This is a genomic window from Thalassotalea montiporae (genome assembly GCF_053485855.1).
On the sequence record NZ_JBQRUO010000001.1, the window covers coordinates 768944 to 791892 of the forward strand.

Here is a 22949-nt window from a genome sequence, read left to right on the forward strand (position 1 = left end):
GCACATTGGCAGCTGCAAGGCATTTTTTAGTCCTTTCTGCGCCACTTTTTAACGTAAGGTAAGCAGAACAAATACAAGCCAGTTAGCCAGAGTAATAGCAACACTATAGCAACGGGCAGCATTAGCCATAAATTGGCTTGTTTTTGAAAGAAAGTACCGTCGTGTAAGCTTTCGATAAACTCTGAATTACGGTAAGCCACTTGCAGCACTTTACCTGTTTGGCTGTCGAGCTGAACTTCCCATGAACTTTTAGTTCGCACTTTAATCACGCCTTTACTTGGGCGAATATCTAACCGATCTATGTCTTGCCAAGTTGAGACGTTTGCCTGCTCAATCGTCTTGGTTTGTGCCAGTATGGTGGAAAAATCAAGGCTAGGTATAGCGCTGATACCATGCTGAGTTGGCGGCTGTAAGACAGCAAACTCTTTTCTCACTAATAGTAGAATTCCTGTCACTATGACAAGTAATAAAGGTAGGGCAATTAACACACTAGCCCACTTGTGAATCGTACGGTTTAACTTGGCAAACTTCATTTTATATTTTCATATCAAGATAACGTCTCAACCTTAGTGCTTGTTTTCCATATCAGACTTAGCCGCTAACAAATCGGTTAGCAATCTACCAACTCAGTGTAAATAGGATTGGCAGCAGTAAATAGCCTCAAGGCATGGCTTGAACAAAAAACGTATGGCTTGAACTAAGATTAAATAATCGCTCATTCTAACGAATATTGCTGAGATAGCGCCAGTGAAACCATCTAGCTTAACCCGCCGTTCATCGTTTAAATCTTGGCTTGAACTTACATTGTTATTCTTATTGTTACCATTGCTCCTGTGGCAGTTTAATCATTTGATAACATACTGGGTGCTGCCGATATTAACTGTGATTGGTGCCATTTGTTTGTGGTTATTGATCTCTGATGAGCGCTTTAAGCGCTTTCGACTCACAAATAAATTAGGGTTTAACAAACGCATTGCGAACACACTTTGGTTGTTCTTTGGCGTGATGCTTGGTAGCACATTAGTTTTCGCACTTATCGCGCCGGAATCTTTATTCAAATTACCGATTGAAGGGCCGAAAACGTGGTTGTTGTTACTCTTCCTCTACCCACTGTTTTCTGCTTTGCCGCAGGAAGTTATTTTTCGCACCTTTCTCTTTCACCGTTATAAAACCATATTGCCGCGTAAGCGCCATCGAATTTGGCTAAGTTCTACGAGCTTTGGTTTTGCTCACATTATTTATGGCAATTGGGTTGCTGTGCTCCTGTCTACCCTTGCAGGTTATTGTTTTAGCAGGACTTATGCGGTATCACGCTCAACCTTACTGGTTGCTTTAGAGCATAGTTTATGGGGCGTGTGGCTATTTACTCTTGGCTTGGGACACTTTTTCGAATTACAGGCCTGAGAATCAGTACGCTCCTAGAAACTTGAGTCACGAAAAGTTAGATGAAAATAAGTTATAGGTTGCACTCGTTATTTTAATATGTGAAAATTCGAATATGTAAAATATCATATGTTTTCTTAGCTAAAACTGAACAAAGCATTAGCTAGAGAGCTGAATAGAGAACTGTATAGAGAGATTAGTCATGGCAATTAAAGTAGGTATTAACGGCTTTGGCCGCATGGGCAGATTAGTGATGCGTGCTGCATGGCAGTGGCCGGAACTTAGCTTCGTACAAATTAACGATCCTGCAGGTGATGCCGAAACCTTGGCGCACCTGATGAATTACGATTCTGTTCATGGTACTTGGCAGCATCAAGCAAGCGCTGAAGGCGATAAGATGATTATTGATGATCAGCAAATCGCTATTACGCATAACCTGGCGATTGCTGACACTGATTGGTCAGGCTGCGATATTGTGATTGAAGCTTCGGGTAAGATGAAAACCAAAGAGAAGTTGCAAGCCTACTTAGACCAAGGGGTAAAGCGTGTGGTGGTGACTGCGCCCGTTAAAGAAGAGGGCGTACTCAATATTGTCATGGGCGTAAATGACAACTTATACAATGTTGATGAGCACCCGATCGTGACAGCAGCTTCTTGTACGACCAACTGTTTAGCACCTGTAGTAAAAGTGCTGCAAGAAAACATTGGTATCAAACACGGCAGCATGACGACCATTCACGATATCACGAACACCCAAACCATTTTAGATGCGCCACACAAAGACTTGCGCCGCGCTCGTGCTTGCGGGCAAAGCTTGATCCCGACAACAACAGGCTCGGCAACGGCAATTACTCATATTTTCCCTGAATTGAAAGGCCGCTTAAATGGCCATGCGGTGCGCGTGCCGCTGGCGAATGCTTCAATTACCGATTGTGCGTTTGAAATGGAGCGTCCAGTTACCGTTGCAGAAATTAATCAATTAATGTCAAAAGCTGCTGAGCAGGAGCTAAACGGCATTTTAGGTTACGAAGAAAAGCCTTTAGTGTCAGTGGATTATAAAACCGATCCGCGTTCAAGTATCGTTGATGCGTTGTCAACTATGGTAGTGAATAACACCCATTTAAAAATGTACCTTTGGTACGATAATGAGTGGGGCTACGCTAACCGCACTGCTGAGCTAGCAAAAATGGTAGGTTTAAGTGTTAAATAAACTCCGAACGCTATCTAGTGAAGTAAAACAGTATTTAGTGATCACTGCTAATTACTGGGCTTTCACGTTAACTGATGGTGCTTTGCGCATGCTGGTGGTTTTGTATTTCCACCAGCTGGGTTACTCGCCTTTAGCGATTGCTATGCTCTTCTTGTTTTATGAGTTCTTTGGTGTGGTAACTAATCTTATTGGCGGCTGGCTAGGGGCACGTATTGGCCTTAATCGTACGATGCAAATTGGCTTGGTATTGCAAGTTGCCGCATTGGCGATGTTGGCGGTGCCTGATCAGTACCTAACGGTTGTGTTGGTGATGGCGGCGCAAGCGCTTTCAGGTATTGCTAAAGACCTCAACAAGATGAGTGCTAAGAGCAGTATTAAAGCCCTTATTCCGAAAGGTTCAGCGCAAAACGGGCAGCATGGAACTTCTTTTGAAGGTAAATTGTTTAAATGGGTAGCCTTGCTTACTGGCTCAAAAAACACCTTAAAAGGTATTGGCTTTTTTCTCGGTGGCGCTTTGTTGACATTGCTAGGTTTTCAATCTGCCATGCTTGCAATGGCCAGCGCTCTGTTTTTAGTGGTAATTGCCAGCCAGCTGTTATTGAAAAAAGATCTGGGTAAAGCAAAAAATAAACCTAAGTTTAACGATATATTCTCTAAGTCTGCGCCATTAAATTACTTATCAGCGGCACGGCTATGCTTATTTGCGGCTCGCGATGTTTGGTTTGTGGTTGCAATACCTGTATTTTTTGTCAGTGAATTGGCTTGGCAGCATCACCATGTGGGGTTGTTTATGGCGCTGTGGGTGATTGGTTATGGCATAGTACAAGCGTTATCACCAAAGCTAGTGAACCTCTCAAATAAACCTGTGCATGCAGTTGCAAGTCAGTGGGGCGGCATACTGACTCTGTCTGTTATCGCGCTAATGTTTGCCTTAAATAGTGAGCTATCAGCAACTTGGGTGTTGGTGATCGGTTTGTTACTCTTTGGCGCCGTATTTGCGATAAATTCTGCCGTGCATAGCTATGCGATTGTTGCGTTAGCCAAAGAAGATGGTGTTTCCATTGATGTGGGTTTTTACTACATGGCGAATGCGATGGGGCGATTACTCGGCACGATATTTTCGGGATTGATGTATCAACAATATGGTTTAATGGCGTGTTTGGTTGCCTCAAGTGTACTGGCGGGGCTGGCTGCTTTGTTGGTAACACAAGTCAAAGTGGCGGATGAGGCAGTTACAGCTTAGTTTAAAAAAAGCTTCAAAAACAAAGCGTCAGAAACCAAACGGCACAAACAAAAAGTGTATTTTAGCAATTTACATAGACCGGAGTCACTATCACTATGAGCACTAGCGCGAATGACGAGCGCAATAACTATCGCACAATTTGTCATGCGTCGATTGGCACCAATGACCTTGTCAAAGCCAAAGCATTTTATCAGCCTGTATTGGCAACATTGGATATTGACTTAGTTAGTGAATACGAACACGCACTTGCTTTTGGCAAGGGTTACCCAGAATTTTGGGTGCAAATTCCATTTGATAAACAGCCAATGAGCACCGGCAATGGGGTGCACTTTGGCTTTGTGGCGAAGTCTCATCAGCAGGTTGAAAACTTCTACCAACAAGCTTTAGCGTTGGGTGCTAAGTGCAATGGTAAACCTGGTCCACGACCAGACTATGGCGAACCTTATTATGGCTGTTTTGTGATTGACCCTGAGGGTAATAAAATCGAAGCTAGCTTTTGGGATTTTAATTACTCATCTAGGGCGTGTTGATCTTTCAGGGTTGTTTTTGCAGCAGTCTGTTTGGGTTTTATACAAGGCGGCACTTGTGCAGTGTAGTTACTCTCCATAAATAAGTGCCAACACAGTAGAAAATCAAAACAGACGCTGCCCCTTTTGTTTTAATAGATGGGGTTCATCTAAACGCTTCCTGCTCATTGTTGCTCGCTATTTACATAGAACGACTATGCGACAAAGCGAGCGCCGGGATCAGAAAGCGTTTAGATTGAACAAAATTCAATCTCGAAAGTTCAACACGCCCTTGTTAACTAGGCTATTTTTAACTCGCTGTTTTACCTTGTGATATCTAAATTTTGGGGCGTTGAATACTGTGTGATTTGTGCTTTGATTTATGCTTTGATTGGTGATTGTTTGTCGTTATACTGCGGTAAGCGTTTATTTTAAACGTGTACAAAAGATGCATCTGCAGTAAAGAACTAAAGCAAAGAACAACACCAATAGGCGCCACAGGTAAGTGCAAAAAAATTTCTTATTCCACTTCTATAATCAACACTTCAACAGTTGGCTGGCAATTAGAGAAAAGCCATTTTTATCTTTCGCTAGAATATACTCAAATTGGTTAGGCGCATTCGCCTTTACTAGTGGATTGGCACTGGCATCTGTATCAACATCAAGCTTTGCGTTATCACTAAGTCTTGGTTTTGCTCCGTGGAATGCACAAACAGCAGATACTTTTGAGCAAGTTTCAAACACCAATACCTCGTTACTTGAACAACTTGCCCCAATTAGGCGTCTGTCTGATACCGAGCAAGCAAAAGCGGTTCATCAACTGCAGCTTTTAAAGCCCTCGTTAACCCAATACCCATTAAATGAGCAGCTAGAGTATTACCACGTGCTTGCTGAGGTCTACTCACTGCAAGGGCAGCACCGACTTGCCCGAGCAACAGCTGAGCAAGGCTTAATTTTAGCATCGAGCTTAATCTCACCACGCATTATTATCGCCCAGCTAGCTTACGATCTTGGCTATGCGCTTGAAACGTTGGGGAAGCCAGAGCAAGCGATGGAGCAATATTTAGCGGGCTTAGAAGTTGCTGAATCATTAGATGATCAAAAAGAAATCGCCAAGGGCTTAATCAATATCGGCGCTATTTATTATCAAACCGACAAACTCTCAGAAGCTATTATTGCTATAAACGATGCCGCCACGATTGCAGAACGTCTGTCGGATTTAGAGCTCAAAGGCTTGGTCTATAGTGAACTGGGGATTTTGTACGGTAATTTAAAGAAAGGCGAACAATCTCGCGAGTATTATCAATCTTCCTACCGCTACTACATGCAAGCAGAAAAACCGTTACTTGCCATCAATAATTTACGCAATATCGCGGTTAGTTATTCGGCAAGTGGTGACACAGACCAAGCAATTAAAACCTATCAGCGTTTACTCAACGAATTGGCACCACTCAACAACACAGAGATGTTATTTAGTGGTCATGTTGGCTTAGCAAATATTTATGTTAATAAAGAGCTTAAGCAGTATGACCTCGCACTAGAGCATTTAGCAATTACGGAGCTATTACTGGCTGATGTTGAGCATCATTACTTACCATTTCAGTTCCTTATCAATAAATCTAACATTCTCAAGGAAATGGGACAGTACGAGCAGGCTCTAAGCACCATTTATGAAGCGTTTAAGCTGTTTTACAGTGACAACATAAACGCTGCGCCAATGGATGAGGCTGCACTGTTAGTACTTCGTTCAGAAACCTATCGTTTAATGGGGGAATATCAAAAAGCCTATAACACTTATCATCGTGTGTATGAGCTTAATATGGCGAACCTTGAAAGCAGTACCGCACAAGCAGAAGCTGAATTGCGCTTGCAGTATGAAAGCCAGCGTGTCGATATAGAGAAAAGCTTGCTTGAAAGCCGTCATCGACTTGAGTCACTTGCGTTGGAAGATGTGAAAGAAACAGCGTATTACAAGCAGCTTTACATTTATGTCGCGGCACTATTAGCAATTGTTTTTGCGATTTTGCTTAACAACTTAATGAAAGGGCAGAAGCAATTAGTGAATGCATCGCGCACCGACGTATTAACTAAAGTGCTGAACAGAAGTCGGTTTATTGAGTTAGCGCTAAAAGGTTTGAAACGCGCAAAGAAACGACGTGAACCTGTCGCCTTCATGCTGATCGATTGTGACTTTTTTAAAACCATTAATGCGCAATATGGTCACCGAGTTGGCGATGAAGCATTGATACTGATTGGCCAAATAGGGCAAACCGTATTTGAACGCCCCAATATTTTTGCCCGCTACGGTGGCGAAGAGTTTGTTGTTTTGCTGCCTGGTGTCAACTTAACCGCGGCTAAAGAGCTAGCTGAAAGGTTTCGCCAAGCGGTTGTTGATGCAAATCCAAAGCTCAGTGTTGCGACTGAGTTAACGGTGAGCATTGGGGTCTCAACGACCGAAGCTGTGAACTCATATAAACTACGTGATTTATTTGATTATGTCGATAATTCGCTGCACGACACTAAGCACCAAGGTCGGGAGCGGATATGCAGTTAATGAGCAGGCGGCTTCTTGGCTTTATACAAGGCATTAACGTCTTTGGGCGTTTTGTAATTTTGGCGTTCGCCGCAGCCAGTAAAAGTTTATCGAGAGTGATTAAGAACGCCAGTTTGCTGAGTATGCCGTTAGCATTGACGCTTTTCGTTGCACCCATTTATTCCGTTGTCGGGTATGCCCTGCCAATCCCGCAAGAACAGGTGCTGGAAATGCCGGTTTCTGAGCAAGTATTGTCTTTGGTAGGTGCTGTTGAAGCAAAGCGCGTTGAAAATTTAGCTGAATTTAACTTACAGGCCGCTAACATTAAGGCAAACAATGATGCTGAACGCTTATTACTTCATTATTGTCGTGGGTTAGTGGCACTCCAAAATAAACAGTTTGATAACAGTGTTGACGCGCTAGAAAAAGCTAATAACTTGCTGGCAAAGTTACCTGAACAATTACAAGCTAGCGCACCATTTTATCACTATTATCAAGCACTATCTGATGCCTATGTTGGCTTGGGGAACTATCAGCAGGGTTATCATTATCGCCGTACTTATCTCATTAAATTTGCGGAAGAATTTGAACACACTGAGCAGTTACAGTTGGCGCAACTGGAAGAGCGATATCAAATTAAGCAGCGTGAACAGGTCAATTTGTTGCTCGCTGAGCAAAGTAAGCTAAAGCAAGCGGAAGTGGCGCGCATAGAACTTAAAAAACAAGAACAAGAACGTTACGCCATTATCCTAGTGTGCATTTGTATTGTTTTCTTGTTGATGATTTTTCGTCAATTGCAAATTCGCAAGAAGCTAAAATGGCTTGCCAAAACAGACACCTTAACTGGCCTTAGTAATCGCGATCATTTATTCAAAGTTGCTCGTCAGTTGGTTGAGCGAGCGCATAATAATCGGCAAGCGTTGAGTGCACTTGTGATTGATGTTGATCAACTTAAACGCATCAATAATGAATTTGGCTATGGCGTTGGTGATGCAGTACTTCAAGAGGTGGCTCGCTTAGGTCAAGAAGTGATGCGCTCGCGTGACATTTTTGCTCATCTTGAGGCAGAAGAGTTTATTGCTGTACTACCGGAAGCTGATAATGTTTCTGCACAAGCAATTGCCAATAATTTTGCTGCCAAAATATCAGCTGAACCTTTACTTGTTGCCAATCATTCTATTGAGGTTACGGTGTCGATTGGTATTGCCAGCTTGACCGAGCAAATTCGAGATGTGGATGCATTAATCAAAGCAGCAGACGATGCCATGTACCTTGCTAAGCGCTCTGGTAATGGTCAAGTGGCGAGTTTTAATCCAACTGCATAGATAAATGCACTATAATTCCCAATTCGCCAATTTTTCACACGCGAAACAGTTTTTTCTATGTTGAGAATCCGCTAAGCTAGCAAACATCATCATTTGGATCGTTTGATCCGCGAAATGACAACAATAAAAATTGCACACTAGGTTAAATGATGACCCTCGCCAACACTTCTTTGTAGGTCGATATTTAGCCCGCACAATTGTCTGTAGTTAGGAAAAAAATTCATGTCTGACACGCTCGAATATAGCCTTGAAGGGATCGAACAAGTCCCGCTTCGCAAATTTACTGAGGAAGCGTACCTCAACTATTCCATGTATGTCATTATGGATCGTGCCTTACCGCATATTGGCGATGGCTTAAAACCAGTGCAACGCCGTATTGTTTATGCGATGTCAGAGCTTGGCTTATCAGCAGTCGCAAAATATAAAAAGTCAGCTCGTACCGTTGGTGACGTTCTAGGTAAATTCCACCCGCATGGTGACTCTGCCTGTTACGAAGCCATGGTACTCATGGCGCAGCCATTTTCTTATCGTTATCCGCTAGTTGATGGTCAAGGTAACTGGGGTGCACCAGACGATCCTAAATCATTCGCGGCGATGCGTTACACCGAAGCGCGCTTGTCTAAGTTCAGTGAAGTGTTACTGTCAGAGCTTGGACAAGGTACCGTTGATTGGGTACCTAATTTTGATGGCACCATGAAGGAGCCGAAAACGTTACCGGCTCGTCTACCACATATCTTATTGAACGGTATTACGGGTATCGCGGTTGGTATGGCAACGGATATTCCACCGCACAATGTGCGTGAAATTGCCAATGCTTGTGTGCATTTAATCGAGCAGCCAAAAAGCGAATTAGCTGACGTGCTAGAACATGTGCAAGGGCCTGATTATCCAACAGATGCGGAAATCATCACGCCAAAAGCGGATATTGAGAAGCTCTACCAAACGGGCCGTGGCAGCATTAAAATGCGGGCAGTTTACGAGGTAGAGCACGGTGAAATTGTCATTACCTCATTGCCGCATCAAGCGTCAGGCGCGAAAGTGTTAGAGCAGATTGCTAGCCAAATGCAGGCGAAAAAGCTGCCGATGGTCGTGGATTTACGTGATGAGTCAGATCACGAGAATCCGATCCGCTTAGTGGTTGTGCCACGCTCGAATCGCGTTGATACCGAACAGTTGATGCAACACTTGTTTGCCACTACAGATCTTGAGAAAAACTACCGTGTAAACCTGAATATGATTGGCTTGGATGGCAAGCCAGCGGTGAAAAACTTGCGCGACATTTTGGCTGAATGGTTGGAGTTTCGCCGCGAAACGACACGTAAACGTTTGCAGTACCGCTTAGACAAAGTGTTAGCGCGATTACACATTCTTGATGGTTTACTGGTTGCTTACCTTAACATCGATGAAGTGATTGAAATCATCCGCAATTACGACGAACCAAAGCAAGAGTTGATGTCGCGCTTTAATCTGTCGGAAATTCAAGCCAATGCCATATTAGAAATTAAACTTCGTCAGTTAGCGAAACTTGAAGAAATTAAAATTCGTGCCGAGCAAGATGAATTAAACAAAGAGCGTGAAAAGCTAGAAAAAACGCTTGGCTCAAAAGCACGTATGAATACCTTATTGAAAAAAGAAATTCTTGCTGCCGCAGAGCTTTATGGTGATGAACGTCGCTCACAAATCGTAGAACGTGGCGAAGCCAAAGCCTTGTCTGAAAAAGACTTAGTGCCGAGTGAACCCGTAACTGTTGTGGTTTCAGAAAAAGGCTGGGCGCGTTGCGCGAAAGGGCATGATATTGAACCTGCACAGATGAGTTATAAAGCGGGTGATAGCTACTTATGCTCGGCGAAAGGGCGCAGTAATCGTCCAGTCGTCTTTATTGATACCACAGGGCGGGCTTATGCAACCGATGCGCATGGCTTGCCAACGGCACGTAGCCAAGGCGAACCGCTAACTGGGCGTTTTAATATCTCAGCGGGTGAAAATTTTACGCAAACCTTGATGGCAGATGATGACAGCCAGTACTTACTGAGTTCTGATGCAGGGTATGGCTTTGTTGGTGCGTTTGGCGATATGGTCAGCCGCAATAAAAATGGTAAAGCGCTGCTTAGCTTGCCAGCCAATGCAAAAGTGTTAACTCCATTGCCTATTTCGAATTTAGAGGAAAACTTGTGCTTAGCTATCACTAGCGAAGGCCGGATGTTGGTATTCCCAGTAAAAGACTTACCAGTGCTGAGCAAAGGTAAGGGTAATAAAATCATTAACATTGCCTCGGCAAGAGCAAAAGCACGAGAAGAGTTTGTGACCTTAATGGCGGTTATCTTACCGAGTGATTCGGTAACCTTGCACGCGGGTCGTCGTAAACTGACACTAAAAGCTACAGATATTGAACACTACCGAGGTGAACGAGGTCGTCGCGGCAACAAGCTACCACGAGGTCTACAGCGTGTTGATCGCATTGAAGTGGAAACCTCGGTGACTGAAGTGCTTGCCGACGAAGAGCAAACGCCAAGCGAAGAAAGCTAGTTGATACATATTGCACTAATAGATTGATATCAATCGACTAAGCTGAATACGTATGCAGTTAATTGCCGAGCATCAGAAAAGGCAGTTAGGATAACAGTACAATGAGCACACTTGCCTCGGCAGTGTGCTTTTTTTATAACTTCTAATGAATACTATTCACCACTGCAATTATAAAACGCTAAAACGCAGTCTGGGGGGGATAAATGAACAACACTAAACCAAACCTGAGCTTTTGGCAGATTTGGAATGTCAGCTTTGGCTTTCTTGGCGTGCAAATTGGCTTTGCTTTGCAAAATGGCAACGTTAGCCGAATATTATCGGACTTAGGTGCCGACCTTTCTTCACTTTCATTGTTCTGGCTAGCAGCGCCCATTATGGGCTTAATTGTTCAGCCGATAGTCGGCGCGGCTTCCGACAAAACCTGGAACGGTTTAGGTCGACGATTGCCCTTTATTTTAGGTGGTGCCATTGTGGCGGCGATGGCAATGGCTTTGCTGCCTAATGCCTCTATGGTCGTAGCCTTTATTCCACCCATGATTTTTGGTTTGTTTATTTTTGCAATTAAAGACGCCGCCTTTAATGTCACTTTCCAACCGTTTCGCTCGCTGGTATCAGATATGGTGCCCGATGGTCAGCGCAACTTAGGTTATTCAGTACAAACCTTGCTGATTAATATTGGTGCGGTTGTTGGCTCGATATTGCCTTTCTTTTTAACCAATGTAATTGGTTTAGATAATTTGTCAGCCCAAGGTGAAGTGGCGCCATCGGTTATTTGGTCGTTTTATATAGGTGCAACTGTGCTTTTGGGTTCTGTACTTTGGACAGTATTTCGCACCAAAGAATATCCGCCAGAGCAGTACTATGCGTTTAAAGAGATGGACGCTGCAGCGGTTGCTAAAGAGCAACAAACACAGCGTAGCTTAGGCGAGCGCCTAGCGGGCTTTTGGGCGTTGTTCAAAGATATGCCGGTGATCATGAAACAGCTCGCGCTGGTGCAGTTTTTCTCTTGGTTTGCGCTATTTATTATGTGGACTTATACGCCTGCAGCGATTACGCAGCACACCTGGGGCGTAGCTATTGAATGGTTTGACCCAGCCTATATTGCTGCTGCCGGTGGTTTACCAACCGATATCGCTAAAGCGAAAGGCTCTGCTGGTGATTGGGTAGGTATTTTGTACGCCGCACAGGCCTTGTTTTCTGTCTTGTTTGCTATTGTGATGACCAAACTTGCCAACACATTTGGCCGTAAACTTACATACTCGTTAAGCTTAATCGCAGGTGGTTTAGGTTACTTAAGCTTTGTATTATTCCAAGACCCAACGCTAACTCATGTTGATTTGCTGATCACCCAAGTGGAAATTCCAAAAGGGGCATTAGGTTTAGTGTGGTCTATGGCAGGTGTTGGCATTGCATGGGCGGCCATCTTAGCTATGCCTTATGCGATTCTAGCAGGCGCATTACCTGCTGATAAAACTGGTGTTTATATGGGAATATTTAACTTCACCATAGCGGCGCCACAAATTGTTTCAGGTATTGCCTCTGGTTGGATTTTAAGTCATGTATTCGACAACCAAGCGATTAACATTATTATGCTGGCCGGTGTTGCCATGTTCTTAGCGGCAGCGTCGGTTATTTTTGTAAAAGACACTGAAGCAAAAGCTTAGGCTTAAATTCTATTCATTATGAATTTTGGATGTGGGGGCGGCAGCCCCCATTTTTTTATTCCAGTGATTAGAATTAAATTCTAGTGTTACATTGAGGCTTGTCTACTCAACTTTATACAAGTTTTAGAGATAAAATACCGCAGTATTGTTATTGGTTTACCTTAGTTGCAATTAGTGCTTTATTAGCCCATGATAAATTTAAACATTATTGTTTTATAGAGTTTATTTCCTGTGAAATAGAGCTCTGTAAATGGCAAGTAAAAGCTGATTAAAGGGATTTAATATGAAAGCCAACTACTTAGTTTTAATTTTAATGTGCTCCACACTAATTGCTTGTGGTGGAGATGGAGGTGATGTTAACGATATAGATAAAGATGGCGTCCCAGATCAACTCGATATATTCCCCAACAACCCTGCCGAATCTAAAGATAATGACTTAGACGGAATTGGCGACAATGCCGATAATGATGATGACAACGATGGCGTTATCGACAGTAATGATGCGTTTCCATTAGACCCCAAAGAAAATCTCGATACTGATGGAGACGGCATAGGCAACAATGCAGATACAGACGACGATAATGACGGTGTTGATGATAGTACTGACGCGTTCCCCCTTGACGCTAGCGAATTTGAAGATCACGACAAAGATGGTATAGGTAATAAAGCCGATCTTGATGACGATGACGATGGCTTCAATGATGATATTGACTCCTTTCCACTAGACTCCGCACAAGCGTTAGACGCTGATGGTGATGGTGTCGGTGATGAAACTGATCTTGATGATGATAACGACGGCGTAGAAGATATCTATGATGCATTTCCATTGGATAAAAGTGAACAAAGGGATTTTGACCTTGATGGTATAGGCGATAACAGCGACAGTGATGATGACAATGACGGAATAGTAGATACTCAAGACTATTTTGATGTTGTTGGCGTGCAGAAGCAATATGAACAGGGATACTTTGTTATTTTCAGCCTGAGAGGGTTCTCTTCAGAGCAACAGCAGCTTAATCCGCTGAACGGCTGGCATTCGCAATACTACGTATATGATGTTGAAACAGGGCGGAGGCTCTCAAGCCTTATAACTGAGGGTTACTACAACGCTAACTACAATAATAGGCGAGAAGCTTGGGAAATAGAATTTCCTACTCACATGGACCCCAAAAGTTATAGAGTAGAATTTTCAGTGTATTGTTCATTGGCGACTTATGATTGTGATGGTGTCCCCAACAACGACTACACGGTCAATCAATCCCATGAATTTAGCGTTTATTGCTCAGCATCTTCAACGGATTGTACTATTGAATTAGAGCCTCACAAAGCAACACAACTAACAAACAGCATTAATACTCAAGATTCACCAACAATAGTAAGTGATAGTTTAGGAGCTCTGTATATAGCGTATCGTGATTTTGCCGATCTAGGGGTAACTAAACTCGCAATCTCACAAGATAATGGCGCGTCATGGGCAGAGCTTGCTGAAATGCCATCACTTTATAATGAACAGATAGCAGTCAGTGCTGATAATCAGATTATTGCTTTAGATAATTGCAATTTTACTATTTGTTTATATCAACGAGTAGATGCTGTTCGTCGCACTTATAGAACGCTTGCACCCTTGTTGGTCGAGTTAAATATCAATAAAAGTGATTATCAAGATGAAGAGGGAGTTGTGTATCCGTTTTCTAATCTATTTTTTCAGCGAATGAAAGATGGAAACTATTTAATTGGCTTTTCTTTATTAAAAGGAGCTAGTAATTACAACTCCGATTTATATTTGGTCAAAACGGCTGATTTTATTGAAACGCTGGGCATATATAAGATAAATAGAGAAGATGGTATTAACTACGGTTTGAGTGTGGCTGAAAGCGATGATGGCCAGTTATTGATTACTTATGCTCACCTTGATAGTAATTACGAGTTTACTTGGAATGTGTTGCAAGGAAGTGACTTTAGCTCTTTACAAACCTATGGCCAATCAACCGAAACAATTGGTAACTTAAAAGCTATTAATATCAATAACCAGCTCAAACTAATAGGTGTTGTTAATGGCTCCATCCATGAAATTAATTTGGCTGAAAGTGAGTCAGAAATAGGTAAACAGTTGTATAACAGTGGTGTTAATTTAGGCTTTAGCTCTGTGACATTGGATAACGGAGAGCTACTAATAGCCTATCCCGCGGATTGGAACAATCAACGCGATATTTTTGTCGATAAAATAGGTAATCAAGCGTCACAGTAATCGTTTTACATTAGAGATGTAGTTACTATCTCTAAAGCAAATACACTCAAGTATTGTATAGATAAAGGAGCCATCAGGCTCCTTTATTACGCGGTGTAGTTTACTAGAAACGGCTGGTGAAAATAGCGAGTTGAATAGAACTTTAAATTGAGCTTTATAAATTCTAGGTTAATGCGATTGGGTAAATGATAGCCGAGATAACTTTAGTTGGTGCTGGCTAAACACTTGGCCATCGACTTGTTTAAGGCCGAAGACAATCTCAGGGTCTGTTTTATTCCAATCTATTTCGATAAATCCGTAGTTTACATCGTGGGTGTATTGCCCTTGGCGATGTTTGTTCGGGCTAACATCTTTCCATTTCTCACTTAGCCCTGAGCTGGTTACTTCCCAAAGCGGGTACATCTCATGTTCGGTGACTTTTGATATTTCGCCCCAGTGCGTATCACCACTGATAATTATTACTCCGGGAATTTTTTCCTGTTTAATGAAGTTGAGTAGCCTATCGCGATCACTTGGGAAGTTTGCCCATGACTCCCAACCTGTAAACTCGGGTAAAAGTTGAAGACTGGAAGCAATAATCTTAACGGTAGCTGGTTTCTTTAATTCAGATTCTAGCCACCGCCATTGACGCTCACCCAGCATAGAGGCTCCCTTAACTGGGCTAACTTCGTACGGCCCCATATTTTTCGGCATGCGCTTTGTTGCATAACTAAACTTGCCTACTTGGTGCAGTTCGTCTCGGTTCCAACGTAAATCTGGCATAATAATATGAACGGTTTTATTCTCTTTGCCAGTCACATTTTCGCCATACCCCTCTTCGCCATACATATACGAGGTATAAATACCATCGCGGTGATAGCGTGGTGAATCCTTTGGCTCTTGCCAAAAGTCCAACATAATTTTTCGAGACGCTTCTTTTTGTGGGTACTCTTTGCCTGCATCATTTTCGCCATAGTCATGATCATCCCAAATGGCGATTAGTGGGGTAGTAGCCTTCAGCTTTTTAAATCCTGGGTGTTCACCTAAGGTGTTATATTTTTGCTGAAGCTCACTCATATCTTCGGTATCGCCATAAATATTGTCACCAAGAAACACAAAAAGCTCAGGTTGATCGGCAACAATGGCATCGAATATAGGCATGGGTTTGTATTGCTTGCCACAAGAGCCGAAATAAATTTTAGACAGGGGCTTGGCAGCTCGTGCTTTATTGTCGATTTCTGCTGTCTTTCTATCAGCACTATCAGCAAGTGCAATTGCGTTTACGCTTACAGATAGAGAGGCAGCTAGTAGCGCTGTGGTTAAACTTTTAGTCATCAGTTGGCTGATATTTTTCATCTTATTTACTCAAGATACGTCGGTTATTTGTGTGCCTGAGATTTCATTAACTTTATGATAATTATCAATTTAACAAGGTTAATACCAATTTGATTAATTATTTAGCCTCTCAGAATGACATAAGCAGTATTAGAACAAACGAAATTTATGACGATATAGTCGTTCTACATCAAGTGAATTTTGTGCAGTTATCATGCTGCTTATGCATTCCCAAGGGCGAGTTTTAAAGGCTCATATACTGCGTTATGGCGTTTGACAAGGGAACAACCATTCTCTGCACGCCAAGCCTTGTCTATGAGCCTTTAAATTCTCGCTGATTGATCAAATAATTATTCAATTTGGTATAGTTGGGTGGTGGCAAATCATTAGCTAAATTTCTTGTTCGTTTGTATAAACCAAACCCAAAACAAAAAATCCGGCACTAATAGGCGTGCCGGTTTTAGCTTTTTGGGCGCTCTAATGGTAACTAGAATGCTGCTTTGATGTTTAATGCCGCTGTGCGTGGTGCACCAATCCAAGCAGCTTGGCCAGCAACACCACCTAAGTAGCTTTCATCGGTAATGTTATTAATGGTTAAGCGAACTTCCAGAGATTGAATTCCCTCAACTGGACGGTCAACGGTGACACCTGCGTAAACGTCAGACACTATGTAGTCATCAATACGCTGTGTGTTAGCAGCATCTAGCCAACGCTTACCAACCCACTTAGTTGAAACACCAGCAAATTTTTCGTCGCGTAACCAGTCAAATGAAACAACCGCTAAGTCTTCAGCTGAGCCGAATACGGTATTACCCGTTGGGAAAGCCGAGGTACCTTCAACGTATTCTGAATCGTTAGAAGTATATGACGTGTAGGCCGTCCATTCGTTTGAAATGTACCAAGTGAAAGACGCTTCAAAGCCAGTCGAGTCAATACCACCCACGTTAACATATGAACCGTTGTTGCCAATCAAGAAGTCGATACCGTCTGGCGAATCAGGTGCAATGAATACCAAGCGGTTATCAAAGCTGATGTCGTAGTAAGTTAAGCTAGCTTCAATCGAGTCCGAACTGTAACGAATGCCTAAGTCGATGTTGTCAGCCGTTTCTGGCTCAATGTTATCAAGTTGTGAAGCATCACGCTCAAGCACAGAATCTTTAATGGCGGCAAAGTTCTCAGCGTAACCCGCAAAGACTTCCAGACCATCAACCCCTGTATTTAACACAACACCTGCTGAAAGTAGGGTGTCGGAATCTGAGTCTACTTTTAACTTTGCCGCGCCGCGGTTGAAGTTATCGTCTGCCTCTAATTCAACGAGGAATTTTTTCGCGCCAACACGTACCTTACCCCAGCCCATATCAAGTTCATCTTCTAGGTAGAACATCATGGTATCGACGGTGAAACTGCGGTCGTATTGCACCCAGTACGGGTTATGATCAAACTGGAAGCTGGTACGGGAGTCGATAATTTTATGCCAATCACGAGACTCGTCACGCTCATAGTTTTCATACCAAATACCACCACGTAAGGTGTTGTTGATATTGTCAAAGGTGCTGTAAAGGGCAAAATCACCATTAAAGCCAAAACGCTCTTTGTTGTAATGAGTATGTCGGTATGAGCCGACAGGAATTGCACTGCGCTCATAACAAGCAGGATCTGCTTCAGGACCTGAGCCACCGTAAGGTGCAAGAATTGAACTCTCGCAGCCTGCAGCCGGTGCTAAGCTGTTACCGTTGGCATCAACAAAATAGATACGACCAAGTGGTGCACCGCCCAATACTGTATTGCCTGAAACAAGCTCTGAATGGCCAGCATCGCCATCATCTTTTACGTCGACTAGGTAAGGTGGAACCCAATCACCACGGCCTGAATTGTCGTGAAAGTAAACGTTGCCCGACACTTCAAAACTATCGGTTACGTAAGCGGCTTTTAAATACCCGAAAATATTTTCGCGCAGTGTTGACCAACCACGGCGGTATGTTTGGTCAACGTAAGGAATGCCTGTCCAGTCTTCAGTTAGGCCATCCCACTCTGGATTTTGTTCAAAACCGGCAAGACTAACGCGTTGGTAATTGTCTTCATGTGTATCGTCATAAGAAACGTAAGCGGTTAAATCAATACCGTTAACGGCGCTGATGATTTTTGCAGCGTAATGATCGCGCTCGTTCTCTGCCGCTTGTTGGATCCAGTCGCTACTTTCTGTGCTAGATAAGCTAAACCAAGCGAAAGTGTCTTTGAATATTTCGCCAGTATCATAGCGAGCGAAGTACTTTTGACCATCAAAGTCTGCTAGCGTTAAACTGACCGTCGCTTTTTCTTCTTGCTCAGGATCCGAGGTCGTGAAGTTCAATGAACCACCTAAGGCTTCATGAGAGCGAGACGCAATGTCTGCGGTACCTTGAGAAACTTGCACTACACCTAGGTTTTCAGTGTCAATATAGCGATTGGCTTTCGCGCCACCGCCGTAGTTTGAGTTACCGTTTGCAATACCATCAATGGTAATGCCAATTTGTTGCTCGTCTAGGCTTAACTGGAAACCACGAATTGAAACGGTTGTTGACCAGTCGTCAGATCCAAAAGTGTCGCCCTCGTTGATTAATACGCCCGGTAAATTATCAATAACCGCTAAAGCGCTGGTCATTGCCGACTGCTGTTTGAACATTTCTTCTGGCGTTTCGTTGTTTGCATAAGAAACGCTTTTACCAACCACAGTGATTTCTTCAATCATTTGTTCTTCGTCTGTGTTAGTAGCCATAACGAGCGGTGAGGCTAGTGCGATAGCAATGGCTGAAGCAAGTAATGACTTATTATTTATGCGCGTAGACATGAGAGTCCTCGTTAGTATTTTATTTATTGGGCGTGACCAACATAAAAGCTGGAAAGCACAAGCTGCTATGTGTTTCACGCGTTGGTCTTAATGAACGAGGCAGCAGTCTACGAGTGGTTTATGACAAATCTGTTGAGCTTTATTGAACGTTCAATTAATAAATGGTTAACTTTCAATGACATAAGCTGAAATAACTCAACAGTATTGAGTACGCGTGCGGGAGTTCCTTAACGAATCTTAAGCTGGGAGTGGTGGTGAATCTTTGCAGCTAGTATTTGCTACTAACTTTTTCTATTAGCTCTATTAGCTAACTGCCACAGGACTTTCTAACGATTAAGTTTGTTGGCATCAAGGTGGTTTTCACAGGTTCGCCGTGAATTAACTTAATCAGGCTATCAACCAAGAGTTCACCAGCAAGCTTAGTGTTTTGCTTGGCTGTTGTGAGTGATGGGAAGGTAAAGCTTGCCATTGGAATATCATCAAAACCAATCACAGCAACCTGCTCAGGAACTTGGTAGCCATTATCTTGCAAGGCTCGCATTGCACCAATGGCAATTAAGTCGCTTGCCCCAAATATGGCATCAAATGGTTCACCGCTTTCGATAAGTGCTAGTGCTGCTTTGTAACCTGAGTCTTCGGTAGATATCGCGTCAATTTGACAGGCTTGATTGACACCAAGTTGGTTGTCGGTAAGTGCTTTGCAATGACCTTTATAGCGATCAAAAAACTCTGGCGCATGGCTAGATGCTTCGCCTAAAAAGGCAAAGTGTTTGCGGCCATTCATGATCACATGTTCGGTTAGCTGATAGCCTCCGTGAAAGTTATCGCAACCAATCGAGACAATTGGTAGTGACTCTACTTCTGCACCCCAGCGAACAAAGCGGGTATCTTGCTCAATTAATTGGATAAGTTTTTCTTCGTAATCAACAAAGTCGCCATAGCCAAGCAGAATTATGCCGTCGGCTTTGTTTGAGTCTTCAAACTCGGCATGCCAGTCATCATTCATTTGCTGAAAAGAGACGAGCAGGTCGTAGCCCTTGTCTGAGCAAGCTTTGGTAATGCTACCCAACATTGACAAGAAAAATGGGTTTATTAATGAATCATCGTTAGTCGGATCTTCAAAAAGCAATAACGCTAAGGTGCTACTTTGCTGTGAGCGCAGGTTACTGGCGTTTTTATCCACTTTGTAATTGAGCTCGCGAGCGATCGCCTGCACTTTCAAGCGCGTTTCTTCATTAACCAGAGGACTATTTCTTAATGCTCGCGAGACGGTTGACTGCGAGACACCTGCACGAAAAGCTATGTCAAAAGAAGTAGGTTTTGATTTCAAACTAAGGACTCAATGACAATCAATTGTAAAATATTAACGTTTACTGCTACTTAAGTATAGATTTTATGTTTTCGCTAGCTTGTGTTTTTATTAATTAAACTGTTGAGCAAGTTTTTATAGAAGCACTTAACTTATTGCAACTCATCACAAAATTTCTACCTTGAGTCCCTAATCGTGTTTCTAGCCAGCAATTTTTGCTGTAAATCGTTATAATCTTAGGTTCATGCCTGAAAGTTTAATTGATAATGGTTGGCGGTAAGTTGTCTAAATCTATTTGGTTACGTTACTCATTTGTTTGTCTCCTCACCTTAGTTATTGCTGCGATTGGTTTCGCTGCCACGCAGCATTTAAGTAATTTGGATACGAGAGAGTTAGCGCGAACACAAGCCAATATTGAAGTGGCAACGAGTTACTATGTTGACGGCAGCAATCAATTATCAGCTAGCCAAGTGCGCGAACGTCAAGCTGGCTTTATTTCCTCAGCGCCTAATGATATCCCTTTTGAACTGGGAGATAGCGCCTATTGGGTTAGGTTTTCACTAGCTAACCAGACATTAGATGATGCTGCCTTGGTGTTGCATATCGACAATTCCATGTTGACAGAGCTGGCGGTATATCAGTACTCAAGCGCAGTAAATTCGCCTTTAGCAGCCTTAAATCAAGGAACGTTAAGCGCCACAGCCTTCCCACATTTGAATGTTAACCTTAGTGCCAAGCAAAATATTGAGTTACTACTTAAGTTAAAAGCAGGTGGCCCACCGAATATTCCGTTAGTTTGGCATCAAGCTGAGCAGTTTCAGACTAAACAAGCACTAACAAGGGTGCTGTTTGGTGTCGTTATCGGTGTACTTGCCGTGATTGCCCTTTATAACTTAGTGATTTTTAATGCTATTCGAGACAAGGTTTATTTAATTTACATCGGTTACTTGCTCGCCGCGTTTTTAGTCTTAGCCACGGTAAATGGATACGGCTACATACTGTTTAGCCCTGAGACCCAAGCGCTGCTCAATACACATTCGCTGTTCTTCCATTATTACTTACTGAGCTTTTTGGTGCTGTTTACCCTGTACTTTTTAAAGTTCAATGAAGACAAAGGCAAGCTGTTTCACATTGGCCAAGTAAGTGTTGGTGTTCTAATTTTCCTCAGCTTTATTGGTGTGTTTTTACCGCACGCGCTGCAAGCAAAGATATTTTTTAGTCTAGTACCTATTTTTTATGCCTATTCGATAGCCCTTGTTGTTTTAAAGCTCAGAAAGGAATTTGCTTGGGCGAGGTTTTATATAATTTCTTGGGTACCGCTACTAGCTGGCGCTGCAATTCAGCCGCTGGTTTTACTCAATCAAATTGATTATTCGTTTGTTTTGCGCAACGCCTTTTTACTTGCCGTATTGTGTGAAATCACCCTGATGTCGTTTGCGCTCGCCGAGCGTATGCGCCGTCATGAAGCTGAACGCATTGCTGAAATGAGCTACCACTCAGGCTCTGGAATACCGCGCAAGAATGTTTTTGAGCGCTCCTTGTATAAGTTAATGCAAGCGCCTGATGCGCATTTGCATGTGTTGGTGATTAAACCTGAGCATATTGAGCGTGTTGCTCTTTACGTTAATGATGCGATGAATACCGCTTTATTTAAGCGAATCTACGAAAAGCTCACGCCACTTTTTGCTTATAACGATGCAATTGAGCCAATAGGCATGAAAGGTGAGAAGATTGCCTTGGTCGCAGGCAATATGTTGGCAATTGTTGTTAACGAACAGAAAAACCAGCAAGCATTAGACACCATAGTTTCTTCTATCAATACTTTGGTCGAAGAAGCTTACCGTATTGAAGCGCTGCAAATACCGCTGCAAGCGAATATCGGTGTGGCCAGCTACCCAGAACACGGTAACTTACCATTTATCTTATTGAACAAAGCTCAAATGGCATTGCCCGATGCAGAAAATTGCACAGGTAAGTGGGCAATATATGAAGAGTTTCAGTCAGATAACAGTGGCTATCGGTTAAAGCTTGCTGCTGAAATTAATGCTGCAATCGAGCAGGGGAGCTTTGAGCTCTATCATCAGCCGCAAGTGGATTTAAAAACCATGCGCGTTTGCGGTAGTGAATGTTTAATTCGTTGGCATTACGATGGCGACAACCTAAGCGAACAAGGTTTCATTCCACCAACGGCGTTTATTCCCGTTGCCGAAGATATGGGCTTAATTAACAAACTAACCCGTTGGGTCATTAAGCAGGCCATTGCTCAGCACAGTGTATTGTTGGCACAGGGTTACAAGCATCACATGGTATCAATCAATATTAGTGGCAAAGATATTTGCGCAGAAGGTTTTTACGAATATGTTGCCGCTGAAATTGAAGCAGCTGAAATTGCCGCCAACAAGATAGTGTTTGAGCTAACAGAATCGGCCACGATCACCAATAATGCCCAAGCTCTAGAGGCCATTGAATTGCTAACCGAGCTTGGTGTTACCATTAGTATTGATGACTTTGGTACTGGTTATGCGTCTATGGCCTACGTTAGTGAATTGCCATTTAAGGAGCTAAAAGTTGATCGCCAATTCGTTCAGGATGTTGGCGATGATAAGAAGCGCAGAACCATTGCGGAAACGACGGTTCGAATGGCTAAAGGCTTGGGGCTTGAAGTGGTTGCTGAAGGGATTAATAGCCAAAAAGATGAAAACCTATTGAGGCAGTTTGGTTGCGATATCGGTCAAGGGTACTTTTATGCTAAACCTATGGCATTTGATGACTACTTAGAATGGCTGACCGACGAAGTGAATGGACGCTCCCCTGAGCCGCTTGAAGGAGAGTTTATCTCTAAGCATTCACTATCTTAACCT

The 22949-nt window shown here is 42.9% G+C and carries 14 protein-coding genes; 10 read left to right on the top strand and 4 right to left on the bottom strand.

What is annotated here, in order from left to right:
- Positions 1 to 26: 26 nt before the first annotated feature.
- A complete protein-coding gene (locus tag ACSLUR_RS03315; RefSeq protein WP_448551776.1) occupies positions 27 to 533 on the bottom strand; it encodes a PepSY domain-containing protein in 507 nt (168 codons plus the stop codon).
- 214 nt (positions 534 to 747) lie between these two features.
- On the opposite strand from ACSLUR_RS03315, the gene ACSLUR_RS03320 reads away from it, so the two are divergent.
- The 9 genes from ACSLUR_RS03320 (at position 748) to ACSLUR_RS03360 (ending at position 14638) form a co-directional block, all read left to right on the top strand.
- On the top strand, positions 748 to 1404 hold the full coding sequence (locus ACSLUR_RS03320) for a CPBP family intramembrane glutamic endopeptidase (protein ID WP_448551778.1): 657 nt from the start codon (positions 748 to 750) through the stop codon (positions 1402 to 1404).
- Positions 1405 to 1585: 181 nt separating this feature from the next.
- Positions 1586 to 2593: an ArsJ-associated glyceraldehyde-3-phosphate dehydrogenase gene (locus tag ACSLUR_RS03325; protein ID WP_448551780.1), complete on the top strand. Its 1008-nt coding sequence runs from the start codon at positions 1586 to 1588 to the stop codon at positions 2591 to 2593.
- Complete coding sequence (gene arsJ / locus ACSLUR_RS03330; RefSeq protein WP_448551782.1) at positions 2583 to 3836, top strand: organoarsenical effux MFS transporter ArsJ; 1254 nt, start codon at positions 2583 to 2585, stop codon at positions 3834 to 3836. Before ACSLUR_RS03325 ends, arsJ begins: the two co-directional genes overlap by 11 nt.
- 95 nt (positions 3837 to 3931) lie before the next feature.
- Complete coding sequence (locus ACSLUR_RS03335; protein WP_448551784.1) at positions 3932 to 4366, top strand: VOC family protein; 435 nt, start codon at positions 3932 to 3934, stop codon at positions 4364 to 4366.
- A gap of 481 nt (positions 4367 to 4847) precedes the next feature.
- On the top strand, positions 4848 to 6896 hold the full coding sequence (locus ACSLUR_RS03340; protein ID WP_448551786.1) for a diguanylate cyclase domain-containing protein: 2049 nt from the start codon (positions 4848 to 4850) through the stop codon (positions 6894 to 6896).
- On the top strand, positions 6887 to 8200 hold the full coding sequence (locus ACSLUR_RS03345) for a GGDEF domain-containing protein (RefSeq protein ID WP_448551788.1): 1314 nt from the start codon (positions 6887 to 6889) through the stop codon (positions 8198 to 8200). The genes ACSLUR_RS03340 and ACSLUR_RS03345 overlap by 10 nt, the downstream gene beginning before the upstream one ends.
- Before the next feature lie 222 nt (positions 8201 to 8422).
- Positions 8423 to 10726, top strand: a complete 2304-nt coding sequence (gene parC / locus ACSLUR_RS03350) for a DNA topoisomerase IV subunit A (protein WP_115999329.1) — start codon at positions 8423 to 8425, stop codon at positions 10724 to 10726.
- A gap of 203 nt (positions 10727 to 10929) precedes the next feature.
- Positions 10930 to 12390: an MFS transporter gene (locus ACSLUR_RS03355; RefSeq protein WP_448551791.1), complete on the top strand. Its 1461-nt coding sequence runs from the start codon at positions 10930 to 10932 to the stop codon at positions 12388 to 12390.
- A 283-nt stretch (positions 12391 to 12673) separates the two neighbouring features.
- Positions 12674 to 14638, top strand: coding sequence for a thrombospondin type 3 repeat-containing protein (locus ACSLUR_RS03360; protein ID WP_448551793.1), 1965 nt, complete (start codon positions 12674 to 12676; stop codon positions 14636 to 14638).
- A 168-nt stretch (positions 14639 to 14806) separates the two neighbouring features.
- Here ACSLUR_RS03360 and ACSLUR_RS03365 read toward each other — a convergent pair whose 3' ends face one another.
- The 3 genes from ACSLUR_RS03365 to ACSLUR_RS03375 form a co-directional block, all read right to left on the bottom strand.
- A complete protein-coding gene (locus ACSLUR_RS03365) occupies positions 14807 to 15973 on the bottom strand; it encodes an alkaline phosphatase D family protein (RefSeq protein ID WP_448551795.1) in 1167 nt (388 codons plus the stop codon).
- A 466-nt stretch (positions 15974 to 16439) separates the two neighbouring features.
- Positions 16440 to 18779, bottom strand: coding sequence for a TonB-dependent receptor domain-containing protein (locus ACSLUR_RS03370; protein WP_448551797.1), 2340 nt, complete (start codon positions 18777 to 18779; stop codon positions 16440 to 16442).
- Between the two features lie 307 nt (positions 18780 to 19086).
- The gene (locus ACSLUR_RS03375) at positions 19087 to 20109 is read right to left on the bottom strand and encodes a LacI family DNA-binding transcriptional regulator (protein ID WP_448551799.1); all 1023 of its coding nucleotides are present in this window, start codon (positions 20107 to 20109) and stop codon (positions 19087 to 19089) included.
- Positions 20110 to 20369: 260 nt separating this feature from the next.
- Here ACSLUR_RS03375 and ACSLUR_RS03380 point away from each other — a divergent pair, with 260 nt between their 5' ends.
- The gene (locus tag ACSLUR_RS03380; RefSeq protein ID WP_448551801.1) at positions 20370 to 22946 is read left to right on the top strand and encodes an EAL domain-containing protein; all 2577 of its coding nucleotides are present in this window, start codon (positions 20370 to 20372) and stop codon (positions 22944 to 22946) included.
- Positions 22947 to 22949 lie beyond the last annotated feature (3 nt).